Below are 14,265 nucleotides of genomic sequence, written 5' to 3'. Positions count from 1 at the left end.
CCCATTACTACCGGATAGTCTCCATGAAGCACCTGCAGGTTGCAGTTGGCATCATTCGCAATGCCAGTAAACAAATTTTCCTTGCCCAGCGCGCGGCGACCTCTTACATGGCGAACAAGTGGGAGTTTCCTGGCGGTAAGATTGAAGCGGGCGAAAGCGCCGAACAGGGATTGATAAGGGAACTTCAGGAAGAGACCGGGATTGAGGTCACCGAGGCACGCCCGATTGGTCATGCAGACCATAGTTATGACGATCTGCGGGTGACGCTGCATTTCTTTCTGGTTGAAGGGTGGAAAGGAGAGCCGTGGGGCAAAGAGGGTCAGCCGCAGCGTTGGGTTGATCAGCATGCATTGGTCGCGGAGGAGTTTCCGCCCGCGAATCATCAGCTGATTGCGCGTCTGATCGCCGGCGAACTCTGAGCGGATGGGGCTGCGCGCCCCATCCGGTTCGGCTGTCAGCGATCTTCTTCACTCCAGTTGTCACTGTCGTTCATATCGTCGCGGCTGGGAATGCGTTTCTCTTCTGCGGCCCACTCACCTAAATCAATGAGCTGGCAGCGCTTACTGCAAAAGGGGCGCCACGGGCTGAGTTCATCCCAGATCACATCTTTGCCGCACTGCGGACAGGCAACGGTCATCACTTCTTGCTGCATTTTTACCTCTAACAACAGGCCAGTTGAAAATTAAGGCGGGCCGGAACTTCACCACGCTCACTATCAAGCGGCATAAAACGAATGGCGTAGCGGCTTTTATGTCCGGACACCTGTGGATAGAGCGCATCCTCCAGCGACAACTGCAGTCGCAACAGATCGGCGCCTTCGGCATTATCCTGATAAAAACCATTAAGGCTGGTCTGCACATGAAACGCGCCGGACTGGCGGATCAGATCCAGTATCATCGCCAGCGCATGATGCAGTGGCTCCAGCGTCAGCATCCAGGCTTCGACCTGCGCATCGCGTGCTTCCTGCGGCAGATGGAGCCAGATGTGCAGGCCCGGCAAATCAAAGCTGCAGCATCCACCAGGGATGCTCAGGCGCTGCCGCACCAGGGCAATCAGACGGTCCTCGCGGAGTTGCTGGCCCATACGTGGGGCATTCATCAACTGCGTTGACTGAATTTTGAGTTTATCGCGCAGGGCATTAACCAGCGTCATATCAACACCTGGCACATCAGCCCATGCACGTAACTTTTGCTGCTGACGCTCCAGCTCTTTTAACAATTCAGTACGCATATCGCCCCGCTCAAAAATGTCGAGCAGCTCGCTAATCAGGCGAAAAAAGGTCAGCGCATTAACGGTTTTATCCAGTGGGACAATTTCATCTAACTGATTGATCAAAAACTCAACCCGTAACCAGGTTCGCATTTTTTCATTCAGTGGGTGTTCAAACAGAACGGGTGTGCTCATGGTATTAATCCTGTTTCGTTGCCGCCAGCCTGAGATAGCGCTGATGGAGTTCGGCAACCTGCGGCAAGGCGTCGTCGGGCTCGCCACTGTTATCAATAATGTCATCGGCACAGGCGAGGCGCTGCTGGCGCGTCGCCTGTGCGGCAAGAATGCGTTTCGCCTGCGCGACGGAAAGATGATCGCGCTGCCGGGTGCGCGCTAACTGCGTTGCCTCATCAACATCCACCACCAGTACCCGATCAGCCTGGTGCTGTAACTGATTTTCCACCAGTAGCGGCACCACCCAGAGCACATAAGGTGTGGTGGCTTCGGCGATCAATTGACGCGTCCGGGCATTAATCAGTGGATGCAGCAGCGCGTTTAACCAGCTTTTTTCTTCCGGCTGCTGAAAAATAATGTCGCGAAGCCGGCTACGATCAAGCTTCCCCTCATCAGTCACTATCGACGTGCCATAGCGCGCCTGAATGGCCTGCAAAGCGGGTGTGCCGGGTTCGACAACTTCACGTGCTATCAGGTCAGCATCAATAATTTCCACGCCAGACGCTGCGAATGCCTGGGCAATCGTACTTTTACCACTGCCGATCCCCCCTGTAAGCGCGACGATATAGGGCATGTTTCTCACCTGACTTCTCTTTTCGACAGGGCTTCAGGGTAATGATCTGTATAAAAAACGCAAAAATGCGCGTCAGATCACACCGATAAACCACAATTAAATTTAACGGATTGTAGCGTAAATAAAGTGAAATTCGCAGTCTTGTCGCGCAGCGAGAGGCGCGTATCATAACGTCACTGGAGCTGTGCTTACTTCGTGAACGACGATTCATTGCCACTTACCAGGACACTGTTTATGCGTATTGAAGAAGATTTAAAACTGGGCTTTAAAGATGTCTTAATCCGCCCCAAACGCTCCACGCTGCAAAGTCGCTCACAGGTTGAGCTGGAACGCAGCTTTACCTTCAGACATTCGGGCCTGAGCTGGAGCGGCGTACCGATTATCGCCGCCAACATGGATACCGTCGGCACATTTTCAATGGCTGAGGCGCTGGCCAGCTTCAATATCCTTACAGCAGTCCATAAGCATTACAGCGTAGATGAGTGGCGCGCGTTTATTCAGCGCGTCCCCGCGACGGTATTGAAACATGTGATGGTTTCAACCGGCACCTCGGAGGCCGATCTCAATAAACTGGTCGCGATTATGGCGCTGTCAGACGATCTGCAGTTTATCTGCATCGACGTGGCCAACGGTTACTCTCAGCATTTTGTTGATTTTCTGCAGCGCGCCCGTGAAACCTTCCCGGCTAAAACCATCTGTGCCGGTAACGTGGTAACGGGCGAAATGGTGGAAGAGCTGATTCTCTCTGGCGCGGATATCGTTAAAGTCGGCATTGGCCCGGGTTCGGTCTGTACAACCCGGGTGAAAACCGGCGTGGGCTATCCGCAGCTTTCCGCTGTCATTGAATGTGCCGATGCGGCGCATGGCTTAAGCGGACAGATTGTCAGTGATGGCGGCTGTTCAGTGCCTGGCGATATTGCGAAAGCGTTTGGCGGCGGTGCCGACTTCGTGATGCTGGGTGGTATGCTGGCGGCACATGATGAGTGTGAAGGGCAGGTGGTCGAAGAGAATGGCGAAAGCTTTATGCTGTTTTACGGCATGAGTTCCGAATCGGCGATGAAGCGTCACGTTGGCGGTGTGGCGCAATATCGCGCAGCAGAAGGTAAAACGGTGAAGCTGCCATTGCGTGGCCCGGTTGCTGACACCGCGCGCGATATTCTGGGTGGACTGCGTTCCGCCTGCACCTACGTGGGCGCGGAGCGGCTGAAAGAGCTGACCAAGCGCACCACCTTTATTCGGGTTAATGAACAGGAAAACCGCGTTTTCAACCGATAGTCATCCGGGGCGCAGCCTGCGCCCCTTAATGCATCGCATCACCCAGCCCGAACACCGGCAGATACATCGCAATCACCAGCGTGCCGACAATGCCGCCAATCACCACCATCATCATCGGTTCCAGCGAAGCAGCCAGTGTGTCAGCGCGCTCACGGGTTTCTGCCTCATGCCATTCCGCCAGACGAGCCAGCATTAAATCCAGCGCGCCCGCCTCTTCGCCGACGCGAACCAGCTGACCGCATAATGGTGTGAACAGCGGATGATGCATCAGCGCCTGATGGAGAGGATTCCCCTGAGCAATGTGCTGCTGCAGTCCGGCCATTGCTTCCCGCCATAGCAATGATGAGAGCGTCACTTCAACGGCAGCCAGTCCCTGTAGCAAAGTTAACCCGGCGCGCTGTGTCAGATTCAGAATGGTGTAGATCTGCGTCAGCTGCGTGCCACGCCATAACCCGGAAAGCAGCGGGATGCGCAGGAAAATCGCCTGCTCACGGCGCTGCCAGCCCGCAGAGCGTCGTCGTAACTGATGCCAGGCTGCCAGCATCAGCGATACGCTGATGGCTAACACCGCTCCCCACTCCTGAAGCGCGGCAGATAACTGCATTACCGCTGCCGTAAAGGCGGGCAGAGGGGCATCAAAGGAGTCATAGACGGCAACGAACTCTGGCAGAACGAACAGCAGCATGCCGCAGGTGACCGCAATCGCCACCAGCAGAATGAACAGAGGATAACGTAGCGCCTTCGTCACCTGATGCCATAACTGCTGTTGCCGGATCTGCTGCCGGGCCAGCTCACTGCAACAGGTATCCAGCTGACCGGTCAGTTCGCCCACCTCCATCAGGGCCGGATAGAGTGCCGGAAAAATCTGCGGCCATTCACGTAAAGCCTGAGAAAAAGGGGCACCGCTGAGTACCCGATGATGCAGGGCGAGCATCAGAGCACGCCAGCCTGCATGCGGATGGCCCTCAGCCAGCAAAGCCAGACTCTCTGCCAGCGGCAGTCCCGCTTTGAGCAGGGTTGCCAGCTGACGAATCAGATCGGTTTTGTGCTGCCACTTCCACTCCCTCTGACGCCACACTTTTTCTCGCTTCCAGCTCACCGGCAGAAGATCGCGCTGCGCCAGCATCAGCAGCAGGTTATCACTGTCGATAGCCAGTAGCTGGCCACTGACTAACTGGCCCTGGCTATCGACCGCCTGCCAGCGAAATAAAGACGCATCAGCCATCGTCCAGCCCAATCACCCGTTGCATCTCTTCCAGCGAGGTATCGCCCCGGCTTACTGCCTCCAGGCCAGAAACCAGCAGGGTGCGTAATCCCTGCTGTTTCGCCAGGCTGAGCAAATTCTCCAGCGGCATTTCGGCGGCGATCGCATTTTGCAGCCTGGCATTGATCGGCAGCAGTTCAAACAGCGCCAGCCGGCCAAAATAGCCGGAAAAACAGTGGTCGCAGCCGGGAGCTCGCCAGGTTTGCAAGGTACCGGGCCAGAGTTCCGCAGGATAGTGCGCCACCGCCTGAGCGGGCTGACGGCAGTGGGGACAGAGGCGTCGAACCAGGCGCTGAGCAACAATCAGTTTCAGCGCCGACCCCAGAAGATAACCGGGAATACCCATCTGTCGTAGCCGGGTCAGGGTCTCGGCGGTGGAGTTGGTGTGCAGCGTCGACAGCACCAGATGCCCGGTCTGTGCCGCTTTAACCGCAATCTCCGCCGTTTCAGCATCGCGGATCTCCCCAACCATGATCACATCCGGATCCTGTCTCAGCAGCGCCCGCAGCACGCGGTTAAAATCGAGGCCGTTTTTAGCATGGATCTGCGTCTGGTTAATGCCGGGCAGGGGGATCTCAATCGGATCTTCAACGCTGCACAGATTTTTTTCCGGCGTATTCAGGGCACTGAGTCCGCTATAGAGCGTAAACGTCTTGCCGCTGCCGGTAGGCCCGGTGACCAGAATCAGCCCCTGCGGCTGCGCCAGCGCGGCGCAGAACAGGCGCAACTGCGCGGCGGGTAAGCCGAGCTTATCCAGCGACAGCGCCGCGCTTTCACTCTGCAACAGCCGGACCACCGCTTTCTCACCACCGTAGATGGGTAAGGTGGCCAGGCGAAAAGAGGCGGGTTTACTGGCGATCTCCAGACTGAACTGACCATCCTGCGGTAACCGGCGTTCGGCGATATCCAGTCCGCCGAGGATCTTCAGTCGCGCCAGCAGCGCAGCAGGCTGGGTGACGGGCAGGGAAGATAGAGGGTGCAATACGCCATCGATACGCAAACGCACCCGCAGGCCATCACGGCCGGGTTCGATATGGACATCAGAGGCGCGACGCTCCAGCGCCTGACGCAGGATCAGCTGTGTCGCTTCGATCGCTGATTCTGTGGGCGCCTCTTCGCGCGCCACCAGCGGTGTGTCAGCGTGCTGAAGCTGGTCGAGCCGGGCCTGCGGCCAGCACTCGATTTCAATCTGACACTGGCTGGCAAAATGGAGGGCTTCAGCCAGCCCTGGCGGCACGCTTTCCGCGACGGCAACACGCAGATGGCTGGCATCATGGTGCAAAACCAGGGCACGATAGCGCTGACATAATGCCGCGATCGCCTCATCAGGCTTGCTCATCGCTGGCTCCTTTATCCGCAAAGCGGAACTGCTGCAGGCAATTGTCGCGCAGGCTATTGTTGCTGCTGGTGCAGCTGCGTTGCCAACTGATGCCGCCCTCGGTGCTGTCCCAGAGCGGCAGCATTTCAACGCTCAGCCCATTCAGGCTTTCCTGGCCGGTCAGCGTAATGACCCCGTTGGTCACGCTCAGTGCTGAGACATAGCGCGATCCCCTGGCAGCAGGAATACCCGCTTCTCCGGCCTGGCACTGCGTCGGGCCGCCGCGCTCCATGGCGCAAAGCTCAACAGCGGTTTTATAGGGCACCATGGTTTGCAGCATGTCGGTAAGGGCAGCACGCTGCAGATAATTTTGATAAGCGGGCAGGCCGATGGCACTTAAGATTGCCACAATACCCACCACAATCATCAGTTCAACCAGCGTAAATCCACGTTGATAATTCATCACATCGTCTCCGTATTAAGAAGGCGACAGGTTAAAAATCGGGGGCAGTAAAAGACAGGCAGAGATGGGCAAACTGGAAAGCGTGATGTGAACAGATTTCAGACTTACAGCGCAGTCGAAACTGCGCCGGAAGCAGGGTCGCAAAATCGCCGTGTTGAGTGACGGCGAGGCAGGCTATTTTTGTTTAAAGCGCATCGAGAGATCCAGCGCCCGCACATGTTTGGTCAGCGCGCCAACCGAAACATAGTCCACGCCGGTCAGGGCGATCTGTGGCAGGGTGGTTTCGGTGACGTTACCGGAGACCTCCAGCAACGCCCGACCCTGATTAAGTTCGACGGCGGCACGCATCGCTTCCAGGCTGAAGTTATCCAGCATCACGATATCGGCTTCCGCTTCCAGCGCCTGACGTAACTCCTCCAGCGATTCCACCTCAACTTCAACCGGCACATCGGGCTGCAACCATTGCGCTCTTTCCACTGCCTGCCGAATCGAACCGCTGGCAATAATATGGTTCTCTTTGATGAGATAAGCGTCAGAGAGGCCCAGCCGATGATTACTGCCACCGCCGCACAACACGGCATATTTCAGCGCAGTCCGCAGTCCGGGCAGGGTTTTACGCGTGTCCAGCAGTTGCGTCTGGCTTCCCGCCAGCAGCGCGACATAGCGGCTGACTTCGGTAGCAACGCCTGAGAGCGTCTGCACAAAATTAAGCGCCGTTCGCTCGGCGGTCAGCAGTAGCCGGGCAGGTCCCTCGATTTCAAACAGCAGCTGGTCAGCCTCGATCTGATCACCATCTTCGACATGCCAGATCAGGGTCGCGTGTGAGCCGAGCTGAATGAACACCTCTTCAACCCAGCGTTTACCACAGAAAACACCGGCTTCGCGGGTGATGACCTGCGCATCGGCCTGGGTATCGGCGGGTAACAGCTGCGCGGTGATATCGCGGTCAGCGTCGATCTCGCCCCCGAGATCCTCTTTTAACGCCAGCGCAACGCTATCCGGAATGTCACTTTCAATGCGTTTAATCAGCGCCTGACGACGGCTGTCGGGATCATAACCACGGGATGACATAGGCGTTTTACTCCTGAAAGGGGAAATGACAGAGGCGGTCACAATAGCCTGAACCGCCATTCGGTTCCAGCAACTGATAGTATTTTGTTTAGTATCCTTAACACGCAGTGCGTGAATGTCATCAGACCGGCACACTAAGAAGCAAGAATCCTTTATTATTCATGCTATTCTCAGCCAGGTGAAATAAGGAAAACCGCTATGAAAATCAAACAGGGCTGGCTGACCCGCGTGCGTCATGTGCCGTCGCCGCATTGCAACGAACGCCCTGATAATGAGGCACCTTCACTGCTGGTGATCCACAATATCAGCCTGCCACCCGGTGAATTTGGCGGGCAATGGATCGATAAACTGTTCACCGGCACCTTACCGCCCGATGCCCATCCCTATTTTGCGGATATCGCCGCGCTGAAAGTGGCGGCACACTGCCTGATTCGCCGTGACGGGGAGATCGTGCAGTATGTCCCCTTTGATAAACGCGCCTGGCATGCAGGCATTTCGCAGTTCGAAGGACGTGAGAACTGCAACGACTTCTCCATAGGCATCGAACTGGAAGGGACAGACAGTGAGCCTTATAGCGAGGCGCAATATCGGGCCTTGCAGCAGGTGACGCAATTACTGCTGCAACACTATCCGTTAACGCCTGCACGTATCACGGGGCACAGTGACATCGCACCGGTACGCAAAACCGATCCCGGACCTGCTTTTGACTGGGACTACTACAAACAGCTGTTAACGCAGCAAAAATCCTGATTTTTGCGGAGTCAGTATGACGTTGTTTACCTTGTTGTTGGTTTTAGGCTGGGAGCGCCTGTTTAAACTGGGCGAGCACTGGCAGCTCGAACACCGGCTGGAGCCGATCTTTCGCCAGCGCCACCATTTCTCAATGATGCGCACCCTGCTGATGACCGTGCTGGCGATGGCGCTGACCGCGCTGGTGATCTGGAGTCTTAAAGGGCTGCTGTTTGGCGTGCTGCAACTGCTCTTCTGGATTGTTGCCGGACTGCTCTGTATCGGTGCCGGTTCGGTGCGGCAGCACTACCACAGCTATCTGAAAGCGGCCAGTCATGACGACGACGCTGCGCATCAGGCGATGGCGGCTGAACTGACGCTGATTCATGGCGTGCCGGTGGAATGCAGCGAGCGCGAGTTCCTGCGTGAACTGCAGAATGCCCTGATCTGGATAAACTTCCGTTTCTACCTTGCGCCAATGTTCTGGCTGGTGGTGGGCGGTCCGTGGGGACCGGTGCTGCTGGTGGGTTACGCTTTTCTGCGGGCCTGGCAAGGCTGGCTGGCAAAGCACGGAACACCGATGGCGCGTTCACAATCTGGCGTGGATGCCATTCTGCATCTTCTCGACTGGATCCCGGCGCGGCTGGCGGGTGTGGCTTACGCCCTGCTGGGTCATGGCGAGAAAGCGCTGCCCGCCTGGTTTGCTTCGCTGACCGATCGGCATCGTTCTCAGTATCAGGTGCTGACGACCCTGGCGCAGTTCTCACTGTCACGCGATCCGCACACCGATAAAGTCGAAACGCCACGGGTTGCCGTGGCGTTAGCGAAACGTACCTCACTGGTACTGGTGGTCGCTGTCGCGTTGCTGACGATTTACGGCACGCTGGTGTAATCGGCAGGCGGCACGCCGAAATCAGGCGTGCCATCTTCCCGCCAGCTGAAATATTTCAGTCGGGTATGGCGGTTTGGATCCCATAACGGATCGCCTTCAATTTCAGTGTAGTTACGCGCGTGGTATACCAGCACGTCGCGTCCCGCCTCATCCTGGGTAAAACTGTTGTGACCCGGTCCATACTGATGGTTGTCCCAGCTGGAAACAAATACCGGCCGTGCAGACTTTTGCCATGCGGCGACATCAAGCGGATCGGCATCAACGTCAATCGACAGTATCCCCAGACAGTAATTCTCATCGGTGGCGCTGGCAGAGTAGGTCACAAACAGCCGATCCCCGTGACGAATAACCGCCGGTCCTTCATTAACGCTAAAGCCTGCGCACTCCCACTCATATTCTGGCCGGCTCAGCATCACCGGCGTGCCTTTCAGCGTCCAGGGATTAAGCAGCTCAGCCAGATAGAGGTTAGAGTTGCCGGGAATCAATGGATCTTTCTGCGCCCAGAGATACCAGTTTTTACCCTGATGCACGAAGTGGGTAGCATCCAGTGAGAAGCTGTCGAACTGGCTGAAGACCCGGCGACAGGGCTGCCAATCGCCCTGCAGCGGATCTTCCGCCTCACACACCAGCGCATACATCCGGTGCTGAAACAGTCCCTCTTTGATTTCACGCGTCGGTGCTGCCGCGAAATAGATGACCCACTGTCCGTCAATGTAGTGCAGCTCAGGTGCCCAGATTAACTCGCTAAAGGGGCCGCTCTCGGGCTTGCGCCAGACGACCACCGGCTCGGCGCTGCGCAGGCCAGCCAGCGTCGTGGCGCGACGGATCTCCAGCCGGTCATACTCTGGCACCGATGCTACAAAGTAATAAAACTGTTCATGGCGCAGGATAAAGGGGTCGGCACGCTGCTCGATAAAAGGATTCGGCAAGATTGCGGTCATTTAACATCTCCGGTTGGCGTGACAACACCGTCGCGCAGGCGAACGGTGTGTAACTCATGGAAGTTTTCGCGGCGCAGCGCGAGATCCTGCTGGATGGTAATCATCATTTTGCGGTCGACCTTCATCAGTCGTACCACACCGGCGGTAATCAGATAGCCGACACCCGGAATAATGGTGAACAGCAGCATGATGCCGTTAATCGCCTCAGGTGACTGCTGCTTAGCACCTGCATTGTAGCCATAGATCGACAGCAGAAAGCCGACCATCGCACCGGCAACCGCCAGTCCCACCTTGAGGAAGAACAGGTTGCCGGAGAAGCTGATGCCGGTGATGCGTTTGCCGGTTTTCCATTCGCCGTAGTCATCCACATCGGCCATCAGTGACCAGTGCAGCGGAGAGGGGATCTGATGCAGGATATTCAGCACAAAGTAGGCGATCACGACCATCACGGTGGCGTGGGGATCGATCCAGTAGAAACCGCTGGAGAAGAGTGCCAGCGCGATATTGGTCCAGAAGAAGACTTTGAGTTTGCACCAGCGATCGGTGAGCCATTTCGCCAGCGTGCTGCCGACCATCATGCCAATCACACCCAGGCTGATAAACAGCGTGGCGAAGTGCGTCGACTGGCCCATGACCCAGGTCACGTAATACATGGTGGCCGCCATACGGATGAAGCCGGGACAGACGTTACAGAACGTCAGCAGCAGAATGCGTACCCACTGGTCATTCTTCCAGACGTCACGCAGATCTTTTTTCAGGTCATCATTGCTCGGCACGGCAGGGCGGATACGTTCACGTACCGTGGCAAAGCAGAACAGAAACATCGCCAGGCCAATGGTTGCCAGTACCGCCATCGCCATCTGGTAGCCGCGCGCTTTGTCTTCGCCACCGAACCACTCTGCCATCGGCAGCAGGGACAGAGAGAGTATCAGCGTGGCGATGCCGACCATGACAAAGCGATAAGACTGGCAGGAGACGCGCTCACCGGGATCGTTGGTAATCACGCCGCCCAGAGAGCAGTAAGGAATGTTAATCGCCGTGTAGGTCAGTGACATCAGGAAGTAGGTGACGAAGGCCCAGATCACCTTGTTGTGATAGGTCCAGTCTGGCGTGGTGAACATCAATACGCTGAACACGACGTAAGGTACGGAAACCCACAGCAGCCAGGGACGAAAGCGACCCCAGCGACTCTGGGTGCGATCGGCGATCGCGCCCATAATCGGATCGGTTACCGCATCGAGCACTCTGACCGAGAGCAGCAGGGTTCCCACCAGCGCCGGGGCCAGGCCGAAAACGTCGGTATAGAAGTAGTTCAGGAACAGCATGATGGCACCGCCAATCATGTTGCATCCGGCATCGCCCATGCCATATCCCAGTTTTTCCCGAAACGGGAGGGCTGTACCTTTCATGGTTTTCTCCTGCGCATCCAGTGTGAACAGGAATTATTGGCAGGAAATCAGCGAGATGAACGGGAGTAATTCGTTATGAAGATGGACAAAACAGTTGCGGGGAGAGAAGTGTGAACTGGATCGGGGCAGTTGAGACGGGCAGGGAGGCGCGGATGACGTGCTGCAACCCCGCAGGAGGTCGCAGCACGTGGTAAAGCATCAGGCTTTCTGTGTCTGGTTCTTGATAAAGTAACCCACGCCCAGAATCACCAGCCAGACCGGAATCAGCCAGACAGAGATCGCCATGCCCGGCGTGGTCGCCATCAGTACCAGAATCGCCGCCAGGAAAATCAGGCAAATCCAGTTACCCGCCGGATAGAGCAGCGCTTTAAAGCGGGTGGTTACGCCCTGCTGATCTTTCTTACGACGGAACTTAAGGTGCGCCAGGCTGATCATCGCCCAGTTGATCACCAGCGCAGAAACGACCAGCGACATCAGCAGGCCAAACGCTTCACCCGGCATCAGATAGTTGATCAGCACACAGAGCGCAGTGGCGACAGCAGAGACCAGAATCGTTAACACCGGCACACCGCGACGATCGACCTTCAGCAGCGCTTTCGGCGCATTACCCTGCTGTGCCAGACCAAACAGCATACGGCTGTTGCAGTAAACGCAGCTGTTATAGACCGACAGAGCCGCCGTCAGGATGACCACGTTGAGCGCATTCGCCACCATGGCATCGCCCAGTTCGTGGAAGATAAAGACAAACGGGCTGACTTCTGACGTGACACGCGTCCACGGCATCAGTGACAGCAGCACCGCCAGCGAACCAATATAGAAAATCAGAATACGCCACAGCACCTGGTTGGTCGCTTTTGGAATGCTCACTTCTGGGTTATCCGCTTCAGCGGCGGTGATACCCACCAGCTCCAGGCCACCAAACGAGAACATGATAATCGCCATGACCATCACCAGACCGCCGATGCCATGCGGGAAAAATCCGCCCTGTTCCCACAGGTTGCGCACGGTAGCCTGCGGACCCGCGTGACCGCTGAACAGCAACCAGCCTCCGAACAGGATCATGCCAATCACCGCAACCACTTTAACGATGGCGAACCAGAACTCCATCTCACCGAACACTTTCACATTGGTCAGGTTAATGGCGTTAATCATCACGAAGAAGATGGCAGCCGAAGCCCAGGTCGGAAAGTCTGGCCACCAGAACTGGACATATTTGCCAACGGCGGTGAGTTCCGCCATGGCGACCAGCACATAGAGCACCCAGTAGTTCCAGCCCGAAGCGAAGCCTGCAAAGTTGCCCCAGTATTTATACGCAAAGTGGCTGAAGCTGCCGGCGACCGGCTCTTCCACGACCATTTCGCCTAACTGGCGCATGATTAAAAAGGCAATAAAACCGGCAATCGCATAGCCCAGAATTACGGCCGGTCCGGCGGATTCAATGACCGATGCACTGCCCAGAAACAGGCCGGTTCCCACTGCACCACCCAGCGCGATGAGCTGAATATGGCGGTTCTTGAGACCACGTTTCAGCGCTTCGCCTTGCTGTTGTTCCATACAAACCTCGTGATGTTTTTATTCTTCGTTCGCAGCGCAGGACGCTGTAATGAAGTAGTTACAATAACGTATTGATTATTTTACGGTATCTGGCGTACTGAATAGTGCCATCTGCTACCCTGGCGACAAGAATAGTGATAAGCGAATCGCTTTGCACCTGCTTTCGCCTTTCGTGCTGAGAGTTGACTGAAAAAACGCCGTCCTGGTCACGTCTGCCCACAGCAACTTCTGCCATGAAATTCCGTTAATGACGAATAGCTTTCACTTATGTCTGCCGCTGCGCTAACGCGCTAAGCGGGTGTAAGGTTTGGTAAAAGTGAAATTATTTAACATTTACGGTAACGCGAATTTTTCATTTTTTTAACCGCAAGTTAGCGCCAGCACAGGCTTTGGGGGCAGGTGAATGTCGCAGACACCATATAGACACAAGGTGAATACTTTGTTACTTTACCGGCACCTCTTTGCAATTGGTATTACCAATTTACTCCGGACGACTGGCTTAATAAGAAGGGACGATGGCTTACAGTAAGATTCGCCAACCTAAGCTCTCCGACGCTATCGAGCAACAGCTCGAATCGCTGATTATGGAAGGGACCCTGCGTCCGGGAGAGAAGCTGCTGCCTGAGCGCGAACTCGCCAAACAATTCGATGTCTCACGTCCGTCTCTCCGCGAAGCGATCCAGCGCTTAGAAGCCAAAGGATTATTGCTGCGCCGACAAGGTGGCGGAACGTTCGTGCAGGAGAATCTCTGGCAAAGCTTAAGCGATCCACTCGTTGAGCTTCTCGCCGACCATCCGGAATCACAGTTTGATCTGCTGGAAACGCGCCATGCCTTAGAAGGCATCGCCGCCTATTACGCGGCGCTGCGCGGCACAGAGGAAGACCTGCTGCGCATTCGCGACTGCCATGTGAATATCCAGCAGGCGCAGGACAGCGGCGATTTAGACGCCGAAGCGGACGCAGTGATGCAGTATCAGATCGCTGTCACAGAAGCGGCCCATAATGTTGTGCTTTTACATTTGCTACGCTCAATGGGCCCTATGCTGGAACAAAACGTTCGCCAGAATTTCGAATTGCTCTACTCGCGCCGGGAAATGCTGGCAAAAGTGAGCGGTCACCGCGCCAGAATCTTTGAGGCGATTGTGGCTCGTGAGCCAGAAAAAGCGCGCGAGGCTTCACACCGTCACCTGGCGTTCATAGAGGAAATCTTGCTGGACAGAAGTCGGGAGCAGAGCCGTCGAGAACGCTCCCTGCGTCGTTTACAGCAACGTAAGGAATAACGTGCGACAAAGATCGTACTGACATCAGACGAGCCTGCCTGCATCTGCTTTA

15 protein-coding genes are annotated in these 14,265 nt (G+C 56.1%); 5 read left to right on the top strand and 10 right to left on the bottom strand.

Annotation, left to right across the window (positions count from 1 at the left end; all coding sequences use genetic code 11):
- Nucleotides 1–23 precede the first annotated feature (23 nt).
- Nucleotides 24–419: an 8-oxo-dGTP diphosphatase MutT gene (gene mutT / locus ACO6VX_RS19225; protein ID WP_010253900.1), complete on the top strand. Its 396-nt coding sequence runs from the start codon at nt 24–26 to the stop codon at nt 417–419.
- Nucleotides 420–454: 35 nt separating this feature from the next.
- Here the strand turns inward: mutT and yacG are convergent, their stop codons facing one another.
- From yacG to coaE, 3 genes are read right to left on the bottom strand one after another with little or no spacing between them, the layout of a single operon-like run.
- Complete coding sequence (gene yacG / locus ACO6VX_RS19220) at nt 455–652, bottom strand: DNA gyrase inhibitor YacG (protein WP_010253903.1); 198 nt, start codon at nt 650–652, stop codon at nt 455–457.
- Between the two features lie 8 nt (nt 653–660).
- On the bottom strand, nt 661–1,404 hold the full coding sequence (gene zapD / locus ACO6VX_RS19215; RefSeq protein ID WP_033756556.1) for a cell division protein ZapD: 744 nt from the start codon (nt 1,402–1,404) through the stop codon (nt 661–663).
- Nucleotides 1,405–1,408: 4 nt separating this feature from the next.
- Nucleotides 1,409–2,017, bottom strand: coding sequence for a dephospho-CoA kinase (gene coaE, locus ACO6VX_RS19210; protein ID WP_010253911.1), 609 nt, complete (start codon nt 2,015–2,017; stop codon nt 1,409–1,411).
- Nucleotides 2,018–2,251: 234 nt separating this feature from the next.
- On the opposite strand from coaE, the gene ACO6VX_RS19205 reads away from it, so the two are divergent.
- Nucleotides 2,252–3,292 carry a GMP reductase gene (locus ACO6VX_RS19205; protein ID WP_010671832.1) on the top strand — a complete coding sequence of 347 codons (1,041 nt, stop codon included), beginning with the start codon at nt 2,252–2,254 and terminating at the stop codon, nt 3,290–3,292.
- Nucleotides 3,293–3,317: 25 nt separating this feature from the next.
- On the opposite strand, the gene hofC is transcribed toward ACO6VX_RS19205, so the two are convergent.
- From hofC to nadC, 4 genes are all read right to left on the bottom strand, one after another.
- Complete coding sequence (gene hofC, locus ACO6VX_RS19200; protein WP_182504666.1) at nt 3,318–4,517, bottom strand: protein transport protein HofC; 1,200 nt, start codon at nt 4,515–4,517, stop codon at nt 3,318–3,320.
- A complete protein-coding gene (gene gspE / locus ACO6VX_RS19195; protein ID WP_422458272.1) occupies nt 4,510–5,895 on the bottom strand; it encodes a type II secretion system protein GspE in 1,386 nt (461 codons plus the stop codon). Before gspE ends, hofC begins: the two co-directional genes overlap by 8 nt.
- A complete protein-coding gene (gene ppdD / locus ACO6VX_RS19190; protein ID WP_010253922.1) occupies nt 5,882–6,337 on the bottom strand; it encodes a prepilin peptidase-dependent pilin in 456 nt (151 codons plus the stop codon). The genes gspE and ppdD overlap by 14 nt, the downstream gene beginning before the upstream one ends.
- 174 nt (nt 6,338–6,511) lie before the next feature.
- Entirely contained in the window at nt 6,512–7,408 is an 897-nt protein-coding gene (nadC, locus tag ACO6VX_RS19185; protein WP_010671835.1) for a carboxylating nicotinate-nucleotide diphosphorylase, read from the bottom strand.
- Nucleotides 7,409–7,606: 198 nt separating this feature from the next.
- Between nadC and ampD the strand changes: the two genes are divergently transcribed.
- The gene (gene ampD, locus ACO6VX_RS19180; RefSeq protein WP_422458271.1) at nt 7,607–8,158 is read left to right on the top strand and encodes a 1,6-anhydro-N-acetylmuramyl-L-alanine amidase AmpD; all 552 of its coding nucleotides are present in this window, start codon (nt 7,607–7,609) and stop codon (nt 8,156–8,158) included.
- Between the two features lie 16 nt (nt 8,159–8,174).
- A complete protein-coding gene (gene ampE, locus ACO6VX_RS19175; protein WP_022625416.1) occupies nt 8,175–9,029 on the top strand; it encodes a beta-lactamase regulator AmpE in 855 nt (284 codons plus the stop codon).
- Here ampE and ACO6VX_RS19170 read toward each other — a convergent pair.
- The 3 genes from ACO6VX_RS19170 to aroP form a co-directional block, all read right to left on the bottom strand.
- Complete coding sequence (locus ACO6VX_RS19170) at nt 9,011–9,970, bottom strand: family 43 glycosylhydrolase (RefSeq protein ID WP_400370115.1); 960 nt, start codon at nt 9,968–9,970, stop codon at nt 9,011–9,013. The two genes, ampE and ACO6VX_RS19170, sit on opposite strands and share 19 nt — an antisense overlap.
- On the bottom strand, nt 9,967–11,379 hold the full coding sequence (locus tag ACO6VX_RS19165) for a glycoside-pentoside-hexuronide (GPH):cation symporter (protein ID WP_284672433.1): 1,413 nt from the start codon (nt 11,377–11,379) through the stop codon (nt 9,967–9,969). The genes ACO6VX_RS19170 and ACO6VX_RS19165 overlap by 4 nt, the downstream gene beginning before the upstream one ends.
- A 198-nt stretch (nt 11,380–11,577) precedes the next feature.
- Nucleotides 11,578–12,933: an aromatic amino acid transporter AroP gene (gene aroP, locus ACO6VX_RS19160; protein WP_010253939.1), complete on the bottom strand. Its 1,356-nt coding sequence runs from the start codon at nt 12,931–12,933 to the stop codon at nt 11,578–11,580.
- A gap of 515 nt (nt 12,934–13,448) precedes the next feature.
- Here aroP and pdhR point away from each other — a divergent pair.
- Entirely contained in the window at nt 13,449–14,213 is a 765-nt protein-coding gene (pdhR, locus tag ACO6VX_RS19155; protein ID WP_010253942.1) for a pyruvate dehydrogenase complex transcriptional repressor PdhR, read from the top strand.
- The last annotated feature ends 52 nt before the right edge of the window (nt 14,214–14,265 follow it).

It is taken from the genome of Pantoea sp. BJFS-204 (genome assembly GCF_049310725.1).
GTDB lineage: Bacteria > Pseudomonadota > Gammaproteobacteria > Enterobacterales > Enterobacteriaceae > Pantoea > Pantoea agglomerans.
The sequence above is the reverse complement of the archived record's forward strand: the minus strand, read 5'-3'. Positions and strand labels throughout refer to the sequence as shown.

Excerpts from the sequence above, each read along its gene's own strand:
- mutT (WP_010253900.1), top strand. The coding sequence starts at position 24 with ATGAAGCACCTGCAGGTTGCAGTTGGCATCATTCGCAATGCCAGTAAA.
- yacG (WP_010253903.1), bottom strand. The coding sequence starts at position 652 with ATGCAGCAAGAAGTGATGACCGTTGCCTGTCCGCAGTGCGGCAAAGAT.
- zapD (WP_033756556.1), bottom strand. The coding sequence starts at position 1,404 with ATGAGCACACCCGTTCTGTTTGAACACCCACTGAATGAAAAAATGCGA.
- coaE (WP_010253911.1), bottom strand. The coding sequence starts at position 2,017 with ATGCCCTATATCGTCGCGCTTACAGGGGGGATCGGCAGTGGTAAAAGT.
- ACO6VX_RS19205 (WP_010671832.1), top strand. The coding sequence starts at position 2,252 with ATGCGTATTGAAGAAGATTTAAAACTGGGCTTTAAAGATGTCTTAATC.
- hofC (WP_182504666.1), bottom strand. The coding sequence starts at position 4,517 with ATGGCTGATGCGTCTTTATTTCGCTGGCAGGCGGTCGATAGCCAGGGC.
- gspE (WP_422458272.1), bottom strand. The coding sequence starts at position 5,895 with ATGAGCAAGCCTGATGAGGCGATCGCGGCATTATGTCAGCGCTATCGT.
- ppdD (WP_010253922.1), bottom strand. The coding sequence starts at position 6,337 with ATGAATTATCAACGTGGATTTACGCTGGTTGAACTGATGATTGTGGTG.
- nadC (WP_010671835.1), bottom strand. The coding sequence starts at position 7,408 with ATGTCATCCCGTGGTTATGATCCCGACAGCCGTCGTCAGGCGCTGATT.
- ampD (WP_422458271.1), top strand. The coding sequence starts at position 7,607 with ATGAAAATCAAACAGGGCTGGCTGACCCGCGTGCGTCATGTGCCGTCG.
- ampE (WP_022625416.1), top strand. The coding sequence starts at position 8,175 with ATGACGTTGTTTACCTTGTTGTTGGTTTTAGGCTGGGAGCGCCTGTTT.
- ACO6VX_RS19170 (WP_400370115.1), bottom strand. The coding sequence starts at position 9,970 with ATGACCGCAATCTTGCCGAATCCTTTTATCGAGCAGCGTGCCGACCCC.
- ACO6VX_RS19165 (WP_284672433.1), bottom strand. The coding sequence starts at position 11,379 with ATGAAAGGTACAGCCCTCCCGTTTCGGGAAAAACTGGGATATGGCATG.
- aroP (WP_010253939.1), bottom strand. The coding sequence starts at position 12,933 with ATGGAACAACAGCAAGGCGAAGCGCTGAAACGTGGTCTCAAGAACCGC.
- pdhR (WP_010253942.1), top strand. The coding sequence starts at position 13,449 with ATGGCTTACAGTAAGATTCGCCAACCTAAGCTCTCCGACGCTATCGAG.